Annotated in this window: 20 protein-coding genes and 2 tRNA genes; 14 read left to right on the top strand and 8 right to left on the bottom strand. The window is 72.0% G+C overall.

Features of this window, described 5'->3' with window-relative positions; genetic code table 11:
• Positions 1 to 85: 85 nt before the first annotated feature.
• Together ACODR5_RS01100 and ACODR5_RS01095 are read right to left on the bottom strand one after the other, a co-directional pair.
• On the bottom strand, positions 86 to 1042 hold the full coding sequence (locus ACODR5_RS01100; RefSeq protein ID WP_488982454.1) for an ABC transporter permease: 957 nt from the start codon (positions 1040 to 1042) through the stop codon (positions 86 to 88).
• Entirely contained in the window at positions 1042 to 2337 is a 1296-nt protein-coding gene (locus tag ACODR5_RS01095; RefSeq protein ID WP_488982453.1) for a quaternary amine ABC transporter ATP-binding protein, read from the bottom strand. The genes ACODR5_RS01100 and ACODR5_RS01095 overlap by 1 nt, the downstream gene beginning before the upstream one ends.
• 365 nt (positions 2338 to 2702) lie before the next feature.
• Here ACODR5_RS01095 and ACODR5_RS01090 point away from each other — a divergent pair, with 365 nt between their 5' ends.
• The 3 genes from ACODR5_RS01090 to sufU are packed head-to-tail and all read left to right on the top strand — an operon-like array spanning position 2703 to position 4922.
• The gene (locus ACODR5_RS01090) at positions 2703 to 3170 is read left to right on the top strand and encodes an acyl-CoA thioesterase (protein ID WP_460815410.1); all 468 of its coding nucleotides are present in this window, start codon (positions 2703 to 2705) and stop codon (positions 3168 to 3170) included.
• Between the two features lie 37 nt (positions 3171 to 3207).
• Complete coding sequence (locus ACODR5_RS01085) at positions 3208 to 4482, top strand: SufS family cysteine desulfurase (RefSeq protein ID WP_488982452.1); 1275 nt, start codon at positions 3208 to 3210, stop codon at positions 4480 to 4482.
• Complete coding sequence (gene sufU, locus ACODR5_RS01080; RefSeq protein WP_460815413.1) at positions 4479 to 4922, top strand: Fe-S cluster assembly sulfur transfer protein SufU; 444 nt, start codon at positions 4479 to 4481, stop codon at positions 4920 to 4922. Before ACODR5_RS01085 ends, sufU begins: the two co-directional genes overlap by 4 nt.
• 19 nt (positions 4923 to 4941) lie before the next feature.
• Here the strand turns inward: sufU and ACODR5_RS01075 are convergent, their stop codons facing one another.
• Positions 4942 to 5784: an acyl-CoA thioesterase gene (locus ACODR5_RS01075; protein ID WP_449853304.1), complete on the bottom strand. Its 843-nt coding sequence runs from the start codon at positions 5782 to 5784 to the stop codon at positions 4942 to 4944.
• Between the two features lie 53 nt (positions 5785 to 5837).
• Here ACODR5_RS01075 and ACODR5_RS01070 point away from each other — a divergent pair, with 53 nt between their 5' ends.
• On the top strand, positions 5838 to 6497 hold the full coding sequence (locus ACODR5_RS01070) for a DUF8185 domain-containing protein (protein ID WP_449853217.1): 660 nt from the start codon (positions 5838 to 5840) through the stop codon (positions 6495 to 6497).
• 3 nt (positions 6498 to 6500) lie between these two features.
• Here the strand turns inward: ACODR5_RS01070 and ACODR5_RS01065 are convergent, their stop codons facing one another.
• From ACODR5_RS01065 to pepN, 3 genes are read right to left on the bottom strand one after another with little or no spacing between them, the layout of a single operon-like run.
• Positions 6501 to 6908 carry a globin gene (locus tag ACODR5_RS01065; protein ID WP_449853216.1) on the bottom strand — a complete coding sequence of 136 codons (408 nt, stop codon included), beginning with the start codon at positions 6906 to 6908 and terminating at the stop codon, positions 6501 to 6503.
• Complete coding sequence (locus ACODR5_RS01060) at positions 6905 to 8020, bottom strand: mechanosensitive ion channel family protein (RefSeq protein WP_449853215.1); 1116 nt, start codon at positions 8018 to 8020, stop codon at positions 6905 to 6907. Before ACODR5_RS01060 ends, ACODR5_RS01065 begins: the two co-directional genes overlap by 4 nt.
• 30 nt (positions 8021 to 8050) lie before the next feature.
• Positions 8051 to 10600: an aminopeptidase N gene (gene pepN / locus ACODR5_RS01055; RefSeq protein ID WP_488982451.1), complete on the bottom strand. Its 2550-nt coding sequence runs from the start codon at positions 10598 to 10600 to the stop codon at positions 8051 to 8053.
• 175 nt (positions 10601 to 10775) lie between these two features.
• Between pepN and ACODR5_RS01050 the strand changes: the two genes are divergently transcribed.
• Genes ACODR5_RS01050 through ACODR5_RS01035 form a run of 4 tightly spaced genes read left to right on the top strand, consistent with a single transcriptional unit; the run spans position 10776 to position 15022 of the window.
• Complete coding sequence (locus tag ACODR5_RS01050; protein ID WP_488982450.1) at positions 10776 to 11963, top strand: ferrochelatase; 1188 nt, start codon at positions 10776 to 10778, stop codon at positions 11961 to 11963.
• Positions 11964 to 11991: 28 nt separating this feature from the next.
• The gene (locus ACODR5_RS01045; protein ID WP_488982449.1) at positions 11992 to 12483 is read left to right on the top strand and encodes a ribose-5-phosphate isomerase; all 492 of its coding nucleotides are present in this window, start codon (positions 11992 to 11994) and stop codon (positions 12481 to 12483) included.
• A 2-nt stretch (positions 12484 to 12485) separates the two neighbouring features.
• Positions 12486 to 13505 (top strand): Fpg/Nei family DNA glycosylase, encoded by a 1020-nt coding sequence (locus tag ACODR5_RS01040; RefSeq protein ID WP_488982448.1) that lies wholly within the window; start codon positions 12486 to 12488, stop codon positions 13503 to 13505.
• 8 nt (positions 13506 to 13513) lie between these two features.
• A complete protein-coding gene (locus tag ACODR5_RS01035) occupies positions 13514 to 15022 on the top strand; it encodes an amidohydrolase (RefSeq protein ID WP_488982447.1) in 1509 nt (502 codons plus the stop codon).
• A gap of 49 nt (positions 15023 to 15071) precedes the next feature.
• Here the strand turns inward: ACODR5_RS01035 and ACODR5_RS01030 are convergent, their stop codons facing one another.
• A complete protein-coding gene (locus tag ACODR5_RS01030) occupies positions 15072 to 15554 on the bottom strand; it encodes a Dps family protein (protein ID WP_488982446.1) in 483 nt (160 codons plus the stop codon).
• Between the two features lie 163 nt (positions 15555 to 15717).
• Between ACODR5_RS01030 and ACODR5_RS01025 the strand changes: the two genes are divergently transcribed.
• From ACODR5_RS01025 to tig, 4 genes are all read left to right on the top strand, one after another.
• Complete coding sequence (locus tag ACODR5_RS01025) at positions 15718 to 16257, top strand: gamma carbonic anhydrase family protein (RefSeq protein WP_488982445.1); 540 nt, start codon at positions 15718 to 15720, stop codon at positions 16255 to 16257.
• Between the two features lie 63 nt (positions 16258 to 16320).
• Positions 16321 to 16394 (top strand) — tRNA-Gly (locus ACODR5_RS01020).
• Positions 16395 to 16522: 128 nt separating this feature from the next.
• Positions 16523 to 16596, top strand: a tRNA-Pro gene (locus ACODR5_RS01015).
• 69 nt (positions 16597 to 16665) lie between these two features.
• Complete coding sequence (tig, locus tag ACODR5_RS01010) at positions 16666 to 18003, top strand: trigger factor (protein ID WP_488982444.1); 1338 nt, start codon at positions 16666 to 16668, stop codon at positions 18001 to 18003.
• Between the two features lie 61 nt (positions 18004 to 18064).
• Here the strand turns inward: tig and ACODR5_RS01005 are convergent, their stop codons facing one another.
• A complete protein-coding gene (locus ACODR5_RS01005) occupies positions 18065 to 19036 on the bottom strand; it encodes a TIGR03557 family F420-dependent LLM class oxidoreductase (RefSeq protein ID WP_488982443.1) in 972 nt (323 codons plus the stop codon).
• 215 nt (positions 19037 to 19251) lie between these two features.
• On the opposite strand from ACODR5_RS01005, the gene ACODR5_RS01000 reads away from it, so the two are divergent.
• A complete protein-coding gene (locus ACODR5_RS01000; RefSeq protein WP_449853205.1) occupies positions 19252 to 19839 on the top strand; it encodes an ATP-dependent Clp protease proteolytic subunit in 588 nt (195 codons plus the stop codon).
• Between the two features lie 21 nt (positions 19840 to 19860).
• The gene (locus tag ACODR5_RS00995; RefSeq protein ID WP_449853204.1) at positions 19861 to 20520 is read left to right on the top strand and encodes an ATP-dependent Clp protease proteolytic subunit; all 660 of its coding nucleotides are present in this window, start codon (positions 19861 to 19863) and stop codon (positions 20518 to 20520) included.
• Positions 20521 to 20568 lie beyond the last annotated feature (48 nt).

Raw genomic sequence — 20568 nt, 5'->3', positions numbered from 1 at the left:
TCTGTGGGTCGGAGGGACCGCACGCGCGGGTGCGGGAGAGGAGCGGGCGCGTGATGCACCGCTCGGACGCAGCCCGGCGGGCGCGTCAGGCGCCGGTCGGAATCGGCGTGCGGCTGGGCGAGGCCTTCTCGCGCGCGATCTCGTCAGCGGTCGTCGTGGCCGCGCGCCGCGTGGCGCGCCGACGGCGCAGCATGCCGAGCAGCGAGCCGCGGTAGTCGGCCGGGCTGCCGAGCGCAGCGGTGACGCGGTCGAGGAACACCGCGAGGAACACGACGCCCAGGCCGTTCTCGACGCCCTTGGCGATGTTGATCGTCGAGATGGCCTCGACGACGTTCTTCCCGAGGCCGTCGGCTCCGGCGATGCCCGCGATGACGGCCATCGAGAGGGCCAGCATGATGACCTGGTTCACGCCCGCCATGATGGCGGGCACCGCGAGCGGCAGCTGCACGCCGCGCAGGATCTGGCCGGGCGTGGCGCCGAAGGCCTGGCCGGCCTCGACGGTCTCGGCGTCGACGCCGCGGATGCCGAGCTCGGTCATGCGCACCCCCGGGGGCAGCGCGAAGATCATGGTCGCGATGACGCCGGGGACGACGCCGATGCTGAAGAACACGATCGCCGGGATCAGGTAGACGTACGCCGGCATCGTCTGCATGAAGTCGAGGACCGGCTTCACGACGGCGCGCACCGTGGCGTTCCGCGCGGACCAGATGCCGACGGGGATCGAGATGAGCACGGCCACGAGGGCCGCGATCAGCACGAGCGCGAGCGTCTGCATCGCCGGTTCCCACACGTCCATCGCGGCGATGAGGGTGAAGGTGACGAGCGTGCCGACGCCCATCTGCCACGAGCGGACGAGCCAGCTCAGCAGCGCCGCGACGAGAACGGTGACGACGAACGGCGTCGCGACGAGCGCGTCGGTCAGGTTCTCGACGAGCCAGCGCACGACGAGCGAGATCAGGTCGAGCAGCCACTCGAGGTTGTCCTTGATCCAGTCGACGCCGGTCGCGATCCACTGGCCGACGGGAATGCGGAAGCCGTCCATCAGCGCACCTCCTCAATCTTGTCGGCCTGCGCCGCGGTCTCGGCGAGCAGCTCGTCGATGACGGTGGTGGGCACGGGCGGGTGCGGCAGGGTGATCTCCTCGGTCGCGCCGGGGCCGGGGCCGAGCGCGGCCAGCAGCGTGACGCGCGGGATGACGCCGAGCAGGCGGCCCGCCGCGTTCGTCACGGCGACGGGCAGCTTGGACTCGACGGCCGGGACGAACAGGTCCATGAGCACGGCGTTCTCGTCCACGGTCACCGCATCGCGCTTGATGATGCCCGCGAGCGAGCTCTCGCCGCGGCGCACGAGCTTGATGGCGTCGCGGTCCTCGACCGTGCCGACGAGGCGGCGGTCGCGATCGACGACGTAGGCCGCGGCCGCCTGGGCGTCGCGCATCGTGCGCAGCGCGGTGCGGGGGCCGGCGGACTCGGCCACGACGGGGCGCGGGCGCTCCATCACGGCCGAGGCCGTGAGCACGCGGGCGCGGTCGACGTCCTGCACGAACTGCTCGACGTAGTCGTTCGCCGGGTCGGTGAGGATGTCCTCGGGCGTGCCGATCTGCACGATCCGTCCGTCGCGCATGACCGCGATCCGGTCGCCCAGGTACATCGCCTCGTTGAGGTCGTGCGTGATGAAGATGATCGTCTTGCCGAGGCTCGCCTGCAGCTCGAGCAGCTGATCCTGCATCTCGCGGCGGATGAGCGGGTCGAGCGCGCTGAACGCCTCGTCCATGAGCAGGATGTCGCTGTCGGCAGCGAGGGCGCGGGCGATGCCGACGCGCTGCTTCATGCCGCCCGACAGCTCGGAGGGGAGCTTGTCGCCCCAGCCGGCGAGGCCGACGAGGCCGAGGATCTCGCGCGCTTTCGCGAGGCGCTCGTCGCGGGCGACGCCGCGCAGCTCGAGGGGGTAGGCGACGTTGTCGGCGACCATGCGGTGGGGCAGCAGGGCGAAGTGCTGGAACACCATCGACACCCGCTCGCGGCGGATCTGCCGCAGGCGCGCGGGCGAGACGCCCGTGAGCTCGTCGTCGCCGATCCGGATGGTGCCGGCGGTCGCGTCGTGCAGGCCGTTGAGCATGCGGATCAGCGTGGACTTGCCCGATCCGGACAGCCCCATGACGACGAAGATCTCGCCGCGGCGCACCTCGAACGAGGCGTCGATGACGGCGGCGGTCGTGCCGCCGCCGAGCTGCTCGCGCGGGGTGCCGGAGCGCAGGCGCTCCACGGCTTCCTGAGGACGACGGCCGAAGACCTTGTACAGGCCCTCGGCGCGCAGTGCGATGTCGCTGTCGGTCAACGTTCTCCTCTGCCGGCCGTGCGCGGGGGGCCGGTGATCGGTAACGGTCCGGGCAGACGGGTTCCACGGTCGTCTCGGGTGTGACGGTGGTGGATCGCCGGCCATACGCCCGCCGCAGCGCGGCGTTCGCGGGCCTGGTTTGAGCGGGAACCGACGGGCGGTTCCCAGAGGGTCGGGATGCGGTACGCATGCCCGACCGGCGCGCCGAAGAGTCTATCGATCCGCCGGGAATTGTCTACTCAGTCGCGACGCGCCGGTGTACCTATGACCCTTGCGGTCGTCCCTAGATGCCCGTCATTCCGCGGTTCTCAGCCGATCGTCATCGTTACCCGACCGTGACCGCCGCCGCCTGCGAGAATGGCCGGATGACCCGCCTGCATGTGCCCGTGCATCTGCGCTGGGGCGACCTCGACGCCTTCCAGCACGTCAACAACGCCAGCTTCGTCAAGCTGCTCGAGGAGGCGCGCTTCCGCGCGTTCTGGATCCACGAGGATCCCGCCAAGGCGACGCCGCTGGCGGTGTTCGACGCCGAGCTGCGCGTGGGCGACGAGGGCCCGTTCTACCCGCTCATCGCGACGCAGCAGGCCGAGTACCTCGCGCCGATCCCGTACCAGCAGGAGCCGCTCGACGTGCGGATCTGGTTCGGCCGGCTGGGCGGGGCCTCGGCCGAGCTGAGGTACGAGGTGTGGGGCGGCCCGGCGGGGGAGACGCTGTTCGGCCGGGCGAGCGTCACGGTCGTGCTCGTCTCGCCCGACACGGGCCGGCCCGTGCGCATGCCCGACGCGATGCGCGCGGCGTGGGAGCCCTACCTCGAGGCGCCGGACGAGGGATGACGGCGCCCGTTGAGGCGAACTGCGAGAGACTGGAGGGGTGACTCTGCAGTCTGCTCGTTCCCTCGCCCGCGTCGGCGCCTCCGCGCGCGCGGACTTCCCCTATTTCGCCGCGCATCCGGACACCGCGTACCTGGACTCCGGCGCGACGTCGCAGCGCCCCGCGTCGGTCATCGACGCCGAGGCGGTGTTCGTGCGCGCGGACTACGCGGCCGTGCACCGCGGATCGAGCATGGCCACCGGCGAGGCCACGGCCGCGTTCGAGGATGCGCGCGAGCGCGTCGCCGCGTTCGTCGGGGCCGGCGAGCGCGAGATCGCGTGGCAGGCGGGGGCCACCGACGCCCTGAACACGATCGCGCTCGGCATGTCCGATGCGTCCCTCGGGCTCGGCGACGAGCGCTTCGCGCTGCGCGCCGGCGACGAGATCCTCGTCACCGAGGCGGAGCACCACGCCAACCTCATCCCGTGGCAGCGGCTGGCGGCCCGCACCGGCGCCACGCTGCGTCACGTGCCGGTTGACGACGCCGGGCTGTGGACGATCGACGCGCTCCGGGCGCAGCTGACCGCGCGCACCCGCGTCGTCGCCTTCGCGCACGTGTCGAACGTGACGGGTCAGATCGCCCCCGTCGCCGACGTCGTCGAGGCCGCGCGCGCGGTCGGCGCTTACACCGTGCTCGACGCGTGCCAGTCGGTGCCGCACCTGCCGGCCGATCTCGGTGCCCTCGGCGTCGACTTCGCCGCGTTCTCGTCCCACAAGATGCTCGGCCCCACCGGCATCGGCGTGCTGTACGGCCGCGCCGAGCTGCTCGACGCCCTGCCGCCCGCCCGCACGGGCGGCTCGATGATCACGACGGTGACGATGGACGAGGCGCAGTTCCTGCCGGCACCGCACCGGCTGGAGGCCGGCACGCAGCCGGTCTCGCAGGCCGTGGGCCTGCGCGCCGCGGTGGACTACCTCACCGGGATCGGCATGGACGCCGTGGCGGCGCACGAGGCCGAGATGGCGGGCCTGCTCGTCGAGGCGGCGGAGTCCGTGCCCGGCGTGCGGCTCGTGGGCCCGGCGGCGGGTGCGCCCCGCGCCGCGCTCGTGAGCGTGATCGTCGACGGCGTTCACGCGCACGACGTCGGGCAGTTCCTCGACGACCGCGGCGTCACGGTGCGCACGGGCCACCACTGCGCGCAGCCGCTGCACCGCCGGCTCGGCGTGGCGGCGACGACGCGCGCGAGCGCCTCGGTCTACACCACGGCGGACGACGTCGAGCGCTTCCGGGTCGCCCTCGGCGAGGTCCGCGCCTTTTTCGGAGCGGACCGATGAGCGGCGAGCTGGAGGGCCTGTACCGCGAGCTGATCATGGATCACTCGCGCGACCCGTACGGCAAGGGCGACCCGAGCGGGCTGGCGCACACGCACCACGAGCTGAACCCGTCGTGCGGCGACGAGATCACCCTCGGCATCACGCTCGACGACGAGGGACGGATCGACCGGCTGGCCTGGGAGGGCCAGGGCTGCAGCATCTCGATGGCGTCGGCCTCGATCATGTCGGAGCTGCTCGAGCACGCCGACCGCGACGAGGCGTTCGCCCGCATCGGCGAGTTCCGCGAGATGCTGCGCTCGCGCGGCGCGGTCGAGCCGACCGAGGCGCTCGGCGACGCCGCCGCCTTCCAGGGCGTGGCCAAGTACGTCATGCGCGTGAAGTGCGCCATGCTCGGCTGGGTCGCGCTCGAGGCGTGCCTCACCGAGTCGCGCGCCGCCTGACGGCACGCGCGCGCGGGGCTCAGGCCCTGTCGGGCACGCGCAGCATGATCTCCTGCGCCACCGTGGCCACGAGCACGCCGTCGCGCGTGTAGAGGCGCCCGAGCGACAGTCCACGGCCGCCCTGCGAGCTCGGCGACTCCTGCACGTACAGCAGCCACTCGTCGACGCGGGCGAAGCGATGCCACCAGATGGCGTGATCGAGGCTGGCGGTCTTCACCCCCGGGTCGCTCCATGCCACGCCGCCGGCGCGCATCACGGGCTCCTGGATCGTGAAGTCGCTCAGGTACGCCAGCGCGGCGCGGTGCAGGGCGGGGTCGTCGCCGAGCGGTCCGCGCACGCGCGTCCACACGGCCTGGTACGGCGAGGGCTCGTCCACGTGCAGCCAGATGTCGCCGGTGGTGTGGCGCACCTCGATCGGGTTGGCGCGCAGCAGCAGCCCCGACTGCGGGTGATCGACGTGCAGCTGGGTGGGATCGGGCAGGTCCTCGGGCGCGGGCACGTCGGGCATGGGCAGATGGTGCTCGAAGCCCGGGTCGTCGTCCTGGAACGAGGCGATGCCCGAGAAGATCGGCACGCCCTCCTGGTAGGCCTGGATGCGGCGCCGCGAGAAGGATCGGCCGTCGTGCACCCGATCGACCGCGAAGGTGATGGGACCGCGCACGTCGCCGGGGCGCAGGAAGTACCCGTGCAGCGAGTGCGGGTGCCGCTCCGGCGGCAGCGTGCGCGTCGCGGCCATGACGGCCTGCGCGAGCACCTGCCCCCCGAATACGCGGCCGCTCGGCATCGGGTGGGAGGCGCCGACGAAGATGTCGTTCGAGGTGCGCGCCCCGGTGTCGTCGAGCGCCAGCACCCCCCGCAGCATCTCGACAGGATCGGTGGGGAGCTCGAGGGTCACGAGAAAGTAGTCTAGGTCGGATGGCCCCCCGACTCCTGCTGGCCGATGCCGACTCCGCGCGCGACGCCCTGACCTTCGCGGGCCGCGCGGCGCAGGCCGGCGCCGAGGGCGTGCGGCTGCAGGGCGCCGGGGGCGTGCTGGCGATGACGAGCGCCGCGCTCGCGCCGCACGGGCTGCTGGACCGCACGCCGACCGTGCTCGCGATGCGCGTGCTCGCCGCCGATCCCGAGCTCGAGTGCGATCTCGTCGTCGCCGAGCTCGCGGCCACGGACGACCCCACGGCGCTCGCGCTGCCGGAGACCGCCATCGCCCCGGCCTGGGCCGGCATCGCGCCACCCCGCGCCGGCTGGGAGGCGCGCGGCGAGATCGCGGCGGCCACGCTCGCGAGCCGCGCGCAGTGGGGCATCGCCGCGGTCGCCGAGCGGCTGCCGCAGAACCCGGGCGAGGACGCGGTGCGCGCCGTGCGCGGCGCCGTCTGGGGCGCGCCGGACGAGGAGCTCGGGGGCCTGCCGCTGGGCGTCGCCTTCGCGGCGTTCGCGTTCGGGTTCGTGGGTGGCGAGGAGCGGGCGCGCGTGATGGCCGCGGGCCGGTGGACCCGCGTCACCCTGCGCCGCGGTCACGTGCTCAGCAGGGGACCCGCCGTCTCGGGCATGACGCAGGTGCGCCCGACCGGGCGCTGACACTCAGGAGCCGGCGGCGCCGGGTGTCGGCTCGAACGTGTTCACCATGGCGTGCGCGGCGCGCTGCAGGTAGTCCCACAGCGTGGCCTCGTGCAGCGGTGAGAGCTCGAGTTCGTCGACGGCGGCGCGCATGTGCGCGAGCCAGCGGTCGCGCGCGTCCGGGTTGACGTGGAACGCCGCGTGGCGCATGCGCAGGCGCGGGTGCCCGCGCTGCTCGCTGTACGTGGTGGGGCCGCCCCAGTACTGCTCGAGGAACAGCAGCAGGCGCTCCCTGGCGGGACCGAGGTCCTCCTCGGGATACATGGGACGAAGCACGGGATCGTCCGCGACGCCGCGATAGAACGCGTCGGCCAGCCGGGCGAAGGTCTCGCGCCCGCCCACCTGCTCGTAGAAGCTGGTCTCGTCGGTCACTTCTCCTCCTCAGCGGATCCGTCCGCGGATCCGTCGGCGGGCTCGTCCGGTGCCTTGTCGGCGGGGCGGCGCTCCTGCGGCGCCGACGTCGAGGTCGCGCCCCGCGGGTGCCACGTGGGGCGCGCGGGGAGGTGCTGCGGACGTGTCGGCGGGTTCAGGCCGCGCACCCGCATGGCTCCCTCGGCGCCGGTGAGCGCGACGCTCGCCACGCCGGGCAGCTCGACGCCGTGCGCCCGCAGCTCGGCGTGCAGTCGCTTGCGCAGCTCGGCGGCGACGTCCTCCTTCGTGCTCGGCTTGGCCTTCACGACCAGCCGCATCACGAGCGTCTCGCCGTCGACCGACTCCAGGCCCCAGACCTCCGGATCGCCGATGACGCGCGTGCGCCAGGCGGGGTCGTGCGCGAGCGCGGAGGCGACGCCGCCGAGCGTGTGCTCGATGTCGTCGACGTCCACGTCGGCGGGCAGGCTGACGTCGAGCACGACGCGCGACCACCCCTGCGACATGTTGCCGATGCGCAGGATCTCGCCGTTGCGCACGTACCAGAGGGTGCCGTTGACGTCGCGCACGTGCGTGACGCGCACGCTCACGTACTCGACGACGCCGGAGGCGAGCCCCACGTCCACGACGTCGCCGATCCCGATCTGATCCTCGGCGACGACGAAGATCCCGTTGAGCACGTCCTTGACGATGTTCTGCGCCCCGAAGCCGAGACCCGCGCCGACGGCGGCGCTCAGCAGCGTGAGCGAGCCGAGCAGGTCGGGGGCGACGATCGCGATGACGAGCAGCGCCGCGATGACGACCATCGCGACGTTCACGATGTTCGTGAGGATCGACCCGAGGGTGCGCGAGCGCTGCACGATCCGCACCGACGCGAGCGGGGAGCGCTCGATCGCGCGGGTGTCGGCGACGTCCGCCTTGGACTTGGCGCCCTCCACGATCCGGTGCACGACGCGCCGGATGATCAGCCGCAGCGCCCACGCGATGGCGACGCACACGATGAGGGTGACGGCCACCCACAGCGCGTCGAGGCCGACGGCCCGCAGCGTCTCGAGCACGCCGCTCCAGAACTCCGGGGTGATCTGCGGCTCATCGCCGGTGTCGAAGGCACGCATCCCTCGCGCTCCCTCCCTGACCCGCTCGCGTCACTCCGCGTCGCGCGACTGCGCCGTGAGCGCCCGCTCCACGCCGGCGAGGCACTCGTGCACGAGGCGACGAAGGGCGGCAGGCGCGTCGGTGTGGGCCGCGAGCCAGGCCCTCGTCGCGTCGCGCAGCTCGACGTTCGCCAGCGGCGCCGGGTACAGCAGCTCGATGAGGTACGACGCGATCTGGTACGTGCGGCCCTCCCAGACGGGCAGCAGCATGTCGAAGTACCGGGGCACGAACGCCTCGAGCCGGTCGCGGGTGGCGGGGTGGACGAATCCGGTGGCCGCCGACCGCACCACGGTGTTCGGCAGCGAGTCGTCCTCCACGAGCGCGGCCCAGGCCGCCTGCTTCGCCTCGGGCGTCGGCAGCGCCGCACGCGCCTGCGCGGCGAACTCGCCGCCCTTGGCCGTGTTGTCGGCCTCGAGCGCCGCGGCGATCGCCGCCTCGTCGGCCACGCCGCCGGCGGCCAGCGAGATGAGCAGCTGCCACGCGAGGTCCTCGTCGATCTGCAGGCCCTCGAGCGCGACCTCGCCCTCGCGCAGCCGGCGCACGTTGTCCCACTGCGCGGGGGTCGACGCGGCCGAGGCGAAGGCGGTCGCGAGCTGCAGCTGCAGGTCGCTGCCGGGCGCCGCCTCCTGCAGCAGCCGCCAGAGGCCGTCGGCCACCTTGGCGCGGGTCTCGTCGCGACGGTCGGGCGCGACGTACGAGTTAGCGGCCAGCTGCAGCTGCGCGAGCGTGGTGCGGATGGTGGTCGACTCGGTCTCGGCGCCGATGTTGCGCAGCACGAGGTCGACGTAGTCGCTCGCGGCCGTCTCGGCGTCGCGGGTCTGATCCCACGCGGCACCCCACACGAGCGAGCGCGCGAGCGGGTCGGCGATGTCGGAGAGGTGGTCGATCGCCGTGGCGAGGCTGCGCTCGTCGAGGCGGATCTTCGCGTACGCGAGGTCCTCGTCGTTCAGCAGCACGAGCGCGGGGCGGGCGCGGCCCTTCAGCTCCGCGATCTCGGTGACGTCGCCGTCCACGTCGACCTCCACGCGGTGCGTGCGCACGAGCGCGCCGTCCTGCAGGTCGTAGAAGCCGATCCCTAGGCGATGCGGGCGGATCGTCGCGTAGTCGGCCGGCGCGGTCTGCAGCACGCGGAACCGCGTGATCCGGCCGTCCACGTCCTCGTCGATCGCGGGCGAGAGCGTGTTGACGCCGGCGGTCTCGAGCCACTTCTTCGACCACGTCGACAGGTCGCGTCCGCTCGTGCGCTCCAGCTCCACGAGCAGATCCGACAGCTCGGTGTTCGAGTACGCGTGCTTGCGGAAGTAGGCGCCCACCCCGGCGAAGAACGCGTCGATGCCGACCCAGGCGGCCAGCTGCTTGAGCACCGAGCCGCCCTTGGCGTACGTGATGCCGTCGAAGTTGACCTGCACGTCCTCGAGGTCGTTGATCTCCGCGACGATCGGGTGCGTGGACGGCAGCTGGTCCTGGCGGTACGCCCAGGTCTTCTCCATGGCGTTGAACGTGGTCCACGCCTCGGTCCACTCGGTGGCCTCGGCCGTGGCGATGGTCGACGCCCACTCGGCGAACGACTCGTTCAGCCACAGGTCGTTCCACCACTTCATGGTCACGAGGTCGCCGAACCACATGTGCGCCAGCTCATGCAGGATCGTGACGACGCGGCGCTCCTTGACGGCGTCGGTCACCTTGCTGCGGAACACGTAGGTCTCGGTGAAGGTGACCGCGCCCGCGTTCTCCATCGCCCCGGCGTTGAACTCCGGCACGAAGAGCTGGTCGTACTTCGCGAACGGGTACGGGAAGCCGAACTTCTCCTCGTAGTACGCGAAGCCCTGCCGGGTCTTCTCGAAGATGTAGTCGGCGTCGACGTGCTGCCACAGGCTCTTGCGCGCGAACACGCCGAGCGGCACGACGCGGCCCTCGGTGTTCGTCAGCTCCGAGCGGACGACCTCGTACGGTCCGGCGATCAGCGCGGTGATGTACGACGAGATCCGCGGCGTGGGCTCGAAGCCCCACGTGGCGCTCTCGTTGTCGTCGTGCAGGATCGGCTCGGGGGTCGGCTGGTTCGAGACGACCTGCCACGTCGACGGCGCCGTGACCGTGAACTGGAACGCGGCCTTGAGGTCGGGCTGCTCGAAGACCGCGAAGACGCGGCGCGAGTCGGGCACCTCGAACTGGGTGTACAGGTACACCTCGCCGTCGACGGGGTCGACGAAGCGGTGCAGGCCCTCGCCCGTGTGCGTGTACTCGCAGTCGGCGTCGACGACGAGCTCGTTCTCGGCCTCGAGCCCGTCGAGCCGGATCCGCGCGTCCGCGAAGACCTCGGAGGGCTCGAGCTGCACGCCGTTGAGCGTGACCTCGCGCACCTCGCGCGCGATGAGGTCGATGAAGGTGGATGCCCCGGGTGTCGCGGCGAAGCGCACGACGCTGCGCGAGCCGAACACCTCGTCGCCCTTGGTGAGGTCGAGCGTGACCGCGTAGGACTGCGTGTCGACGACGGCGCGACGCTCCTGCGCCTCAATGCGGGTGAGGTTCTCTCCAGGCACTGCGCAACTCCCTGGTGGTGGAAACGATCGGGGGAGCCGCGCCGGCGGGCGCGGCGACTGGTCAAGCCTACGTGCTCGCGCCCTCCCGGCGCGGGAAAGCGCGAATGCGGAGCCGATATGCCGATCCTGCATGCCGGCTGGGGGAGTTCTTCTACGCGGGTGCGAAAATGGAGGGGTGAGCACCGCCGAGCCTGAGGTCACCGTTCCGTTCGCATCCGCCGCCGCCTCGAGCGGCTCCGCCCACGTCGAGGCCCCCGTCGCCTACGACGGAATCCTCCTCGCCAGCTTCGGCGGTCCCGAGGGCCAGGACGACGTCATCCCGTTCCTGCGCAATGTGACGCGCGGTCGCGGCATCCCGGACGAGCGGCTCGAGGAGGTCGCCACGCACTACCGCCACTTCGGCGGCGTGAGTCCCATCAACGCGCAGAACCGCGAGCTCAAGCGTGCCCTCGAGGCGGAGATCGCGCGACGCGGGCTCGATCTGCCGGTGTACTGGGGCAACCGCAACTGGGCGCCCTATCTCGACCAGGCAGTCACGCAGGCGGATCAGGACGGGCGGCGCACGCTGCTGGCTATCTCGACGAGCGCCTACAGCTCGTTCTCGAGCTGCCGGCAGTACCGCGAGGACTTCGCGCGCGTGCTCATCGACAACGATCTCGGCGATCGCATGACGATCGACAAGGTGCGCCAGTTCTTCGACCACCCCGGTTTCGTGCAGCCCTTCATCGAGGGCGTGGAGGCGGCGATCCGCGTGTACCTCGGTGACGGGATCTCCGCGGACGCCATCCAGGTGCTGTTCTCCACCCACAGCGTGCCGATGCAGGACGCGCAGCGCTCCGGGCCGCGCGACATCGACTGGGGCGAGGGCGGCGCCTACGCCGCCCAGCACCTGGCGGTGGCCGAGGCCGTCATGGCGGACATCGCCACACGCCTGCCGGAGGCGGCCGAGGTGGGGTGGAAGCTCGTCTACCAGTCCCGCTCGGGCCCCGCCTCGCAGCCGTGGCTCGAGCCCGACATCAACGACGTCATCGAGGAGCTGCCCGCGGCCGGTGTGCAGGCGATCACGATCGTGCCGCTCGGCTTCGTCAGCGACCACATGGAGGTCCTCTGGGACCTCGACAACGAGGCGAAGGACACGGCCGAGAGGGTCGGCATCCGGGCGGTGCGCACGCCGACCCCCGGCGTGGACCCGGCCTACGTAGCGGGACTCGTCGATCTCGTCGAGGAGCGTCTGCGCGGTACCCCCGCGGGCGAGCGCCCGCACCGCACGGAGCTGGGGCCGTGGTTCGACGTCTGCCGCCCGGGGTGCTGCGAGAACGTGCGCGCGGGGTTCAAGCCCGCCGCCGCAGGCATTGCGCCGTGATCGGCCGGGCATAGGGGAGAATCGCAGCATGCGGATCCACATCGCGACCGACCACGCCGGCCTCGAGTTCTCCACGCAGCTGCAGCACCACCTGGCGGGTGCGGGCCACGAGGTGATCGACCACGGGCCCGTCTCCTACGACCCGCTCGACGACTACCCGTCGTTCTGCATCCGCGCGGCGCAGGCCGTCGTCGCCGACCACGAGGCCGGCGTCGAGGCGCTCGGCGTCGTGTTCGGCGGATCGGGCAACGGCGAGCAGATCGCCGCGAACAAGGTGAGGGGCGTGCGCGCCGCGCTCGTGTGGAGCATCGCGACCGCCGAGCTCGCGCGCGAGCACAACGACGCCAACGTCATCGCGATCGGCGCGCGCCAGCACACGTTCGAGGAGGTCGCGCGCTTCATCGACCGCTTCGTCGAGACGCCGTTCTCGGGCGAGGAGCGGCACGCGCGCCGGATCGGCCAGATCGCGGCGTTCGAGACCGACGGCACGCTCGAGCCCGATCCGCGCGCGGGCGCGTAGGCATGCCAGAGGGCCACTCCGTCCACCGCATCGCCCGCCAGTTCGCGCGCAACTTCGTGGGCCGCCCCGTGCAGGCCACGAGCCCGCAGGGCCGCTTCGCCGAGGGCGCGGCGATGCTCTCGGGCCGCACGCCCACGCGCGCGCAGGCGGTGGGCAAGCAGATGTTCCTCGAGTTCGACTCGGGCGCCTGGCTGCGCGTGCACCTCGGCCTGTACGGCGCGTGGGACTTCGCGGGCGAGATCCTCGTCGACCCCACCATCGCCTCCGCCAACGGCCGGATGGGGCAGACGAACCAGCGCGGCACGGTGCTCGGCGACGAGCCGGTCTTCGACGACGCCGGCGAGAACTCGCTCACGTCGATCGGGGCGCCCCGGCGCACGCGCGTGCACGTGCGCATGTCCGAGCAGACGAAGGGCCTCGACGAGCCCGACGGGCTCGAGGCGCCGGACGCCGAGTGGCCGCCGCCCGTCGTCGGGCAGGTGCGCCTGCGGCTGCTGACCGAGAGCACGTGCGCCGATCTGCGCGGCCCCACGGCGTGCGCGGTCGAGACGGCCGAGCAGGTGGAGGCCGTGATCGCGCGTCTGGGACCGGATCCGCTCGTGGGCGACCCCACCGAGAACGAGGAGCGCTTCGTCCGCGCCGTGCGGGCGCGCAACGTGGCGATCGGTCAGCTGCTCATGGACCAGGCGGTGGTGAGCGGGATCGGCAACGTCTACCGCGCCGAGATGCTCTTCCGCGCGCGCCTCGATCCGCATACGCCGGGCCGCGCGATCCCCGAGGAGATCGTGCGCGGGCTGTGGCGCGACTGGGACGCGCTGCTGCGCATCGGCGTCGAGACCGGGCAGATGATGACGATGGACGGGCTCGAGGGCGAGGCGTGGCGCAAGGCCATGGCCAGCCGCGACGACCGCCACTGGGTCTACCACCGCGCCGGGCTGCCGTGCCGCGTGTGCGGCACCGAGATCGCGCTCGAGGAGATGCAGGCGCGCAAGCTGTACTGGTGCCCGAACTGCCAGAGGTGAGGAGCGGGATGGAAGTCGGATCCACCGTCGACGTGATCGCGAACGCGCGGATCGCGGGGGAGGGGCGCGAGCTCATGCCGCTCGCGCTCGTGGAGCCCGACGCGCCGTACGACGTCTTCCTGCGCGACGGGCGCATCCTCGACATCGCCCCCGCCGGCAACGCGCGGCGCGACGGCGTCGTGCTCGACGCGGGCGGCGCGTGGCTCGTGCCCGGCCTGTGGGACCACCACGTGCACCTGCGCCAGTGGGCGCTGTCGCGTTCGCGCCCCTCGGTCGCGCACGCGCGCACGGCGGCGGAGGCCGCCGACTTCGCGGCGCGGCAGGAGCCGGGAGATGACGGGCGCCGCGTGCTGCAGCACTGGCGCGAGGGGCTGTGGCCGGAGCCGGCGAGTCTCGACGTGCTCGACGGGGCCACGGGGGACGTGCCGACGTACCTGCTCGGCGCCGACTCGCACTCGGTCTGGATGAACACCGCCGCCTTCCGCCGCGAGGGGATCGCGCCGGACCCGTCCGGTGTGCTGCGCGAGGGGCCCGCGTTCGCCACGATCGTCGCCGTCAACGAGCTCTCCGACGGCGCGGCCGACCGACTCATCCGGCGGGCCGCCCGCGACGCCGCGGCGCGCGGTGTGGTCGGCGTCTGGGATCTGGAGTTCGGCGACGAGCTGACGGCCTGGCGGCGGCGCGCCGCGGCGGGCTGGGACGGGCTGCGCGTGCACGCCGCCGTGTACCCCGATCACCTCGACGAGGCGATCGCCGACGGCCTGGCCACGGGCGACGCATTCGACGCCGCCGGCCTCGTGCGGATGGGCATGCTCAAGGTGCTCGCCGACGGCTCGCTCGGCACGCGCACGGCATGGACGACCGACGCGTACGCCGACGATCCGCACAATCACGGGGGCCCCAACGCGTCTCCAGAAGAGATGGCGCGGCTCGTGATCCGCGCCGCGGCCGCGGGCATCGCGACGACGATCCACGCGATCGGCGACCGCACCAACGCCGCGGCCCTCGACGCCTTCGCCCGCGCCGGCGTGCCGGGCCGCATCGAGCACGCGCAGCTCGTGTCGGCCGCCGATGTGCAGCGGTTCGCGCACCTGGGGGTGGCGGCCAGCGTGCAGCCGCAGCACGCGATGGACGACCGGGAGCTCACCGAGCGCTACTGGGGCTCCCACGCGGCGAGCCCCTACCCGCTGCGCTCGTTCCGCGACGCGGGGGTGCGGCTGCTGTTCGGCTCCGACGCGCCCGTGGCGCCGCTGGACCCCTGGGTCGCGATGTCGGCCGCGGTGTTCCGCACCGACGACGACCGGGAGCCCTGGCGGCCGGAGCAGGGGATCGACGCGCGCACGGCGCTCGCGGCCTCGACGGCGGGCGGATCGATCGACCCGCAGACGATCGAGCCCGGATCGCCGGCCGATCTCGCGATCGTCGCGCACGATCCCGTCGCCGCGGACCGCGTCGCGCTGCGCGCCATGCCCGTCCACGCGACGCTGCTCGGCGGGCGCCTCACGCACCTGGCCTGAACGCGACGATGCCCCGGGCCGATCGGCCCGGGGCATCGGAGGCGGCGGCTTACTCCGCGACGTGCGCGACGAGGAACCAGCGGTCCTTCTCGAGGCCGGCCTTGATGCCGATCGCGACGTCCTGGCTCGTGAGGTCGATCTCGTCGAGGCCGTCGATCGCGGCATCGAGGTCGGCGATGACGGCGTCGATGTCGGCCACGACCTTCGCGATGAGCTGGTCGGACTGCTCGAACCCGGCGCCCACGTGCGTGGCCGGCGCCTTCTCGGCGATCGTGTCGAGGCGCGCGTCGATCGGCAGGCCCAGGGCGATGATGCGCTCGGCGGCCTCGTCGGCCCAGCCACCCGCGTGGGCGACGAGCGTGTCGAGGAACTCGTGCACGCCCACGAAGTTGGCGCCGCGCACGTGCCAGTGCGCCTGCTTGCCGTTCACCACGAGGGCCTGCAGGCCCAGCACGACGGGCGACAGGAACTGCGAGGCGGCGGCGGCGACGGTGGGGTCGGCGGCGGTGGCCGCGATGGTCTGCTTGCTCATGGTGATTCCTCCCGTTGGTCACCTCGCGGAAGTGGCGTGAATGCGCCATCCGATGACCTCAACGGTGCCCCACCCGCAGGCATTCCGCAAGCAAGCTGAGGCTGGGCTAACGGGTCGCTGACCTGGCCGAAACGCGGCCCGCCGGCCGTGGCACGATGGGCGCATGAGCATCGCCGCGACCGCGTCCGTCCTGTCCCTGCCTGGTGCCGAGCCGGCCGTCGATCCGTCGGCCTTCGTCGCGGACGGCGCGAGGGTGATCGGCGACGTGGGGCTGGGGGAGTCGACGAGCGTCTGGTACAACGCCGTGTTGCGGGGCGACGTCAACGAGATCCGGATCGGTGCCCGCAGCAACGTGCAGGACAGCGTCGCGATCCACGTGGATCGGGATCATCCCGCGCGGATCGGAGAGGATGTCTCGATCGGCCACAACGCCGTCGTGCACGGGTGCGAGATCGGCGACGGCTCGCTCGTCGGGATGGGATCGGTCGTGCTGTCGGGAGCGGTCGTCGGCCCGCAGTGTCTCATCGCGGCCGGCGCCGTCGTGCTCGAGGGCAGCGTCATCCCGCCGCGCTCGCCCGTCGCCGGCGTGCCCGCCAAGGTCCGCCGCGAGCTGACGGACGAGGAGGTCGCCGGCCTGCGCGACAACGCCGATCGCTACGTCGAGAACGCGCGCATCCACGCGGCAATCGGCGGCGCGCCGTGACCCGGCGCTGTTTCCGACCCGGTTCGCGCGTCGGCTAGACTCGTACGCGCTGCCCGGCAGTCCGGGGATGTAGCTCAATGGTAGAGCCCCAGTCTTCCAAACTGGTCACGCGGGTTCGATTCCCGTCATCCCCTCCACATGCGTCTCCCGTCCCGCGGGTCTGCGGTCCACCGCGGCGCGCCCGCGATCCGGCCATCAGGTGCCCGATCGCCGAGTCGGCTAGACTCGACGGGGCCGTTTCGCACTCCCGCTCCGCGGGAAGCCCCGGGGCGTAGCTCAGCTTGGTAGAGCGCCCGCTTTGGGAGCGGGAAGTCGCAGGTTCAAATCCTGTCGCCCCGACGAACGGCCCGAAGACCTGAACCCCCGTGCGGATCGCGTGCGGGTCCGTCACGAGGAGAAGCAACCAGCATGGTCAACAGCACCGTCGAGAAGCTCAGCCCGACCCGGGTGAAGCTGCACATCACGGTCAGCCCCGAGGAGCTCAAGCCGAGCATCCAGCACGCCTACGAGCACATCGCGCAGGACGTGCAGATCCCCGGCTTCCGCAAGGGCAAGGTGCCGGCGCCGATCATCGACCAGCGTGTCGGCCGCGTCGCCGTCCTCGAGCACGCGGCGAATGAGGGGCTGGACGGCTTCTACCGCGAGGCGGTCGCCGCGAACGACCTCAAGGTCCTCGGCCGCCCGTCGGCCGAGATCGTCGAGTGGCCGAACGAGAAGGACTTCTCGGGCGACCTCGTCGTCGACATCGAGACCGACGTGCGTCCCGAGTTCGAGGCTCCCTCGATCGAGGGCCTGAAGGTCGAGGTCGACGCGATCGAGGTCGACGAGGCCAAGGTCGAGGAGGCGCTCAACGACCTGCGCGCCCGCTTCGGCACGCTCGTCACCGTGGACCGCCCGGCCGCCAAGGGCGACTTCGTCGAGCTCGACCTCGTCGCCACGATCGGCGGCACCGAGATCGAACGCGCCGAGGGCGTGTCGTACGAGCTGGGCTCCGGCCAGCTGCTCGAGGGCACGGACGAGGCGATCGAGTCGCTCACGGCCGGCGAGGACACCACCTTCAAGTCGACGCTCGTCGGCGGCGACCACGCGGGCGAGGAGGCCGAGGTCTCCGTCACCGTCAAGGCCGTCAAGGAGCGTGAGCTGCCCGAGGCCGACGACGACTTCGCCCAGATGGCCAGCGAGTTCGACACGCTCGCCGAGCTGCGCGAGAGCCTCGCGGAGCAGACGCAGTCGCGCGGCGCGTTCGCGCAGGCGTCGGCGGCCCGCGACAAGCTCATCGAGACGCTGCTCGAGCAGGTCGAGATCCCCGTGCCCGCGCAGCTCGTCGAGGACGAGGTGCACCGCCACCTCGAGGCCGAGAACCGTCTCGAGGATGACGAGCACCGCGCCGAGGTGGCCGAGGCGAGCGAGAAGCAGTTCCGCACGCAGATGCTGCTCGACGCCTACGCCGAGCAGCTCGACGTGCAGGTGTCGCAGGACGAGTTCACGCAGTACCTCATCCAGTCGGCCGGTCAATACGGCATGGCGCCGCAGGAGTTCATCCAGGCCATCCAGCAGGGCGGCCAGCTGCCCGCGCTCATGGGCGACGTCGCGCGCAACAAGGCGCTGTCGATCCTGCTCGGCAAGGCGGAGGTCGTCGACACCAACGGCAAGCCGGTCGACGTGTCGGACTTCGCGCTCGTCGAGGACGCCGCATCCGAGGACGAGGGCGACGAGGCCGAGGCCGAGGCCGAGAAAGCCGAGTAAGCACCTCTCACACGAAGGGGCGGGCGCGCGATGCGCCCGCCCCTTCGTCGTTCCCGCCCGCTCAGCCGAGCGCGCGCAGGCGTTCGAGCAGCGGCTCGGCCGCCTCGTCCAGGAAGCGCTGCTGGTGCCGGTCGCCCACCTGCACGAGGGCGATGTCGGTGAAACCGGCGTCGAGGAACGGCTGCACGCTCTCGGCGAGCGCGTCGAGGTCGGGACCGCACGCGATCGACTGTGCGACGTCCTCCGGCCGGACGTACTGCGTCGCCTGCGTGAAGCCCGCGGGCGTGGGCAGATCGGAGTTCACGCGCCACGCGCCGCCGAACCACCGGAACTGATCGTGCGCGAGCGCCACGGCCTCGTCCGCGTCGGGTGCCCAGCAGATCGGAACCTGGCCGATGGCGCGCGGGTCCGCGCCCCGCGTGCGCGCGCCCCAGCCCTCGACGAGCGTCGCGTCCGGCATCGTCGTGATGAGGTGATCGCCGATCGGCGCGAAGCGCTCGAGCGACTTCTCGCCCGACACGGCGATGCCGATCGGCACGCCGCCGTCGGGCGCGTCCCAGAGCCGGGCCGACTCCACGCGGAAGTGCTCGCCCTCCCACGTGACCAGCTCGCCCGTCAGCAGCTCGCGGATGATGAGCGCGGCCTCCTCGAGCATGTCGTGGCGCTCGTCGACGCCCGGCCAGCGCTCGCCCACGACGTGCTCGTTGAGGTTCTCGCCCGCGCCGAGGCCCAGCGTGAACCGCCCGTCGGCGAGCAGCTGCACGGTCGCCGCCTTCTGCGCGACGACCGCCGGATGGTAGCGCATGGTGGGGCACGTCACGTAGGTGGCGAGGCCGACGCGCTCGGTGGCGTGCGCGACGGCGCCCAGCACCGACCACGCGTAGGGGGAGTGCCCCTGCGAGGCCAGCCAGGGGGAGTAGTGGTCGCTCATGACCTCGAAGTCGAAGCCCGCGCGCTCCGCGTCGACGGCGTAGCCGACGAGCTCCTTCGGTCCGCTCTGCTCGGTCATCAGGGTGTATCCGAATCGCGTCATGGTCACCTCTCTCGTTCGGGGGATCGGCCGCGGCGCGACGGCCGACGCCGCCCACGCTAGGACGCCCGCGCGCGATGCCGCGAGGGCTTGGACGCGGGCGCGGGGAGTGCTACGGGCGCCGGCGCTGACACGCTCCTATGCCGACGGCGAACAAGGCCGGGGGTGCGGGGGCCCGCCGGTAGTGTCGTATCGACGCACCATCGAATGGAGTGAGAATGCCCGAACCGCTGATGGCACAGAGTGCCTTCGACCGGCTGCTGAAGGACCGCATCATCTGGCTTGGCTCGGAGGTGCGCGACGAGAACGCGAACGAGATCTGCGCGAAGATCCTTCTGCTCGCCGCCGAGGACCCCGACAAGGACATCTATCTCTACATCAACTCGCCCGGCGGCTCGATCACGGCCGGCATGGCGATCTACGACACGATGCAGTTCGTGCCGAACGACATCGTCACGGTCGGCATCGGCATGGCCGCGTCGATGGGCCAGCTGCTGCTGACCAGCGGCACCAAGGGGAAGCGCTACATCACGCCGAACGCGCGCGTGCTGCTGCACCAGCCGCACGGCGGCTTCGGCGGCACGGCGAGCGACATCCAGACGCAGGCCCAGCTGATCCTCGACATGAAGCGCCGCCTGGCCGAGATCACGGCCGCGCAGACGGGCAAGACCGTCGAGCAGATCAACGAGGACGGCGACCGCGACCGCTGGTTCACGGCCGAGGAGGCCCTGGAGTACGGCTTCGTCGACCACATCCGCGAGCACGCGCAGGACGTCGTCGGCGCCGGCGGCACGGATCGCAACTGAGGGACAAGGACAACAGGAGAGATGCACACCCCCCACACCTCCACGCCGCAGGGCTTCCAGGTTCCGTCGAGCCGCTACATCCTGCCGCAGTTCGAGGAGCGCACGGCCTACGGCTACAAGCGCCAGGACCCCTACAACAAGCTGTTCGAGGACCGCGTCATCTTCCTCGGCGTGCAGGTGGACGACGCGTCCGCCGACGACGTGATGGCCCAGCTGCTGGTGCTCGAGAGCCAGGACCCCGACCGCGACATCATCATGTACATCAACTCGCCGGGCGGATCGTTCACGGCGATGACGGCGATCTACGACACGATGCAGTACATCTCGCCGCAGATCCAGACCGTCGTGCTCGGCCAAGCCGCCTCGGCCGCGGCCGTGCTGCTCGCCGCCGGCGCGCCGGGCAAGCGCCTCGCGCTGCCGAACGCGCGCGTGCTCATCCACCAGCCCGCCGTCGGCGAGGCCGGTCACGGGCAGGCGTCGGACATCGAGATCCAGGCGGCCGAGATCCTGCGCATGCGCACGTGGCTCGAGGAGACACTCGCGAAGCACTCCAACCGCTCGATCGAGCAGGTGAACAAGGACATCGACCGCGACAAGATCCTCGGCGCCGCCGAGGCCGTCGAGTACGGCCTGGTGGACCAGGTGCTCAGCACCCGCAAGCGAGGCCCGGTCTCGAAGTGACGATGGCGAAGGCCCCGGCGGAGACGCCGGGGCCTTCGTTATGGACCG

The sequence above is a fragment of the Microbacterium sp. FG3 genome (assembly GCF_057809335.1).
The sequence above is the reverse complement of the archived record's forward strand: the minus strand, read 5'-3'. Positions and strand labels throughout refer to the sequence as shown.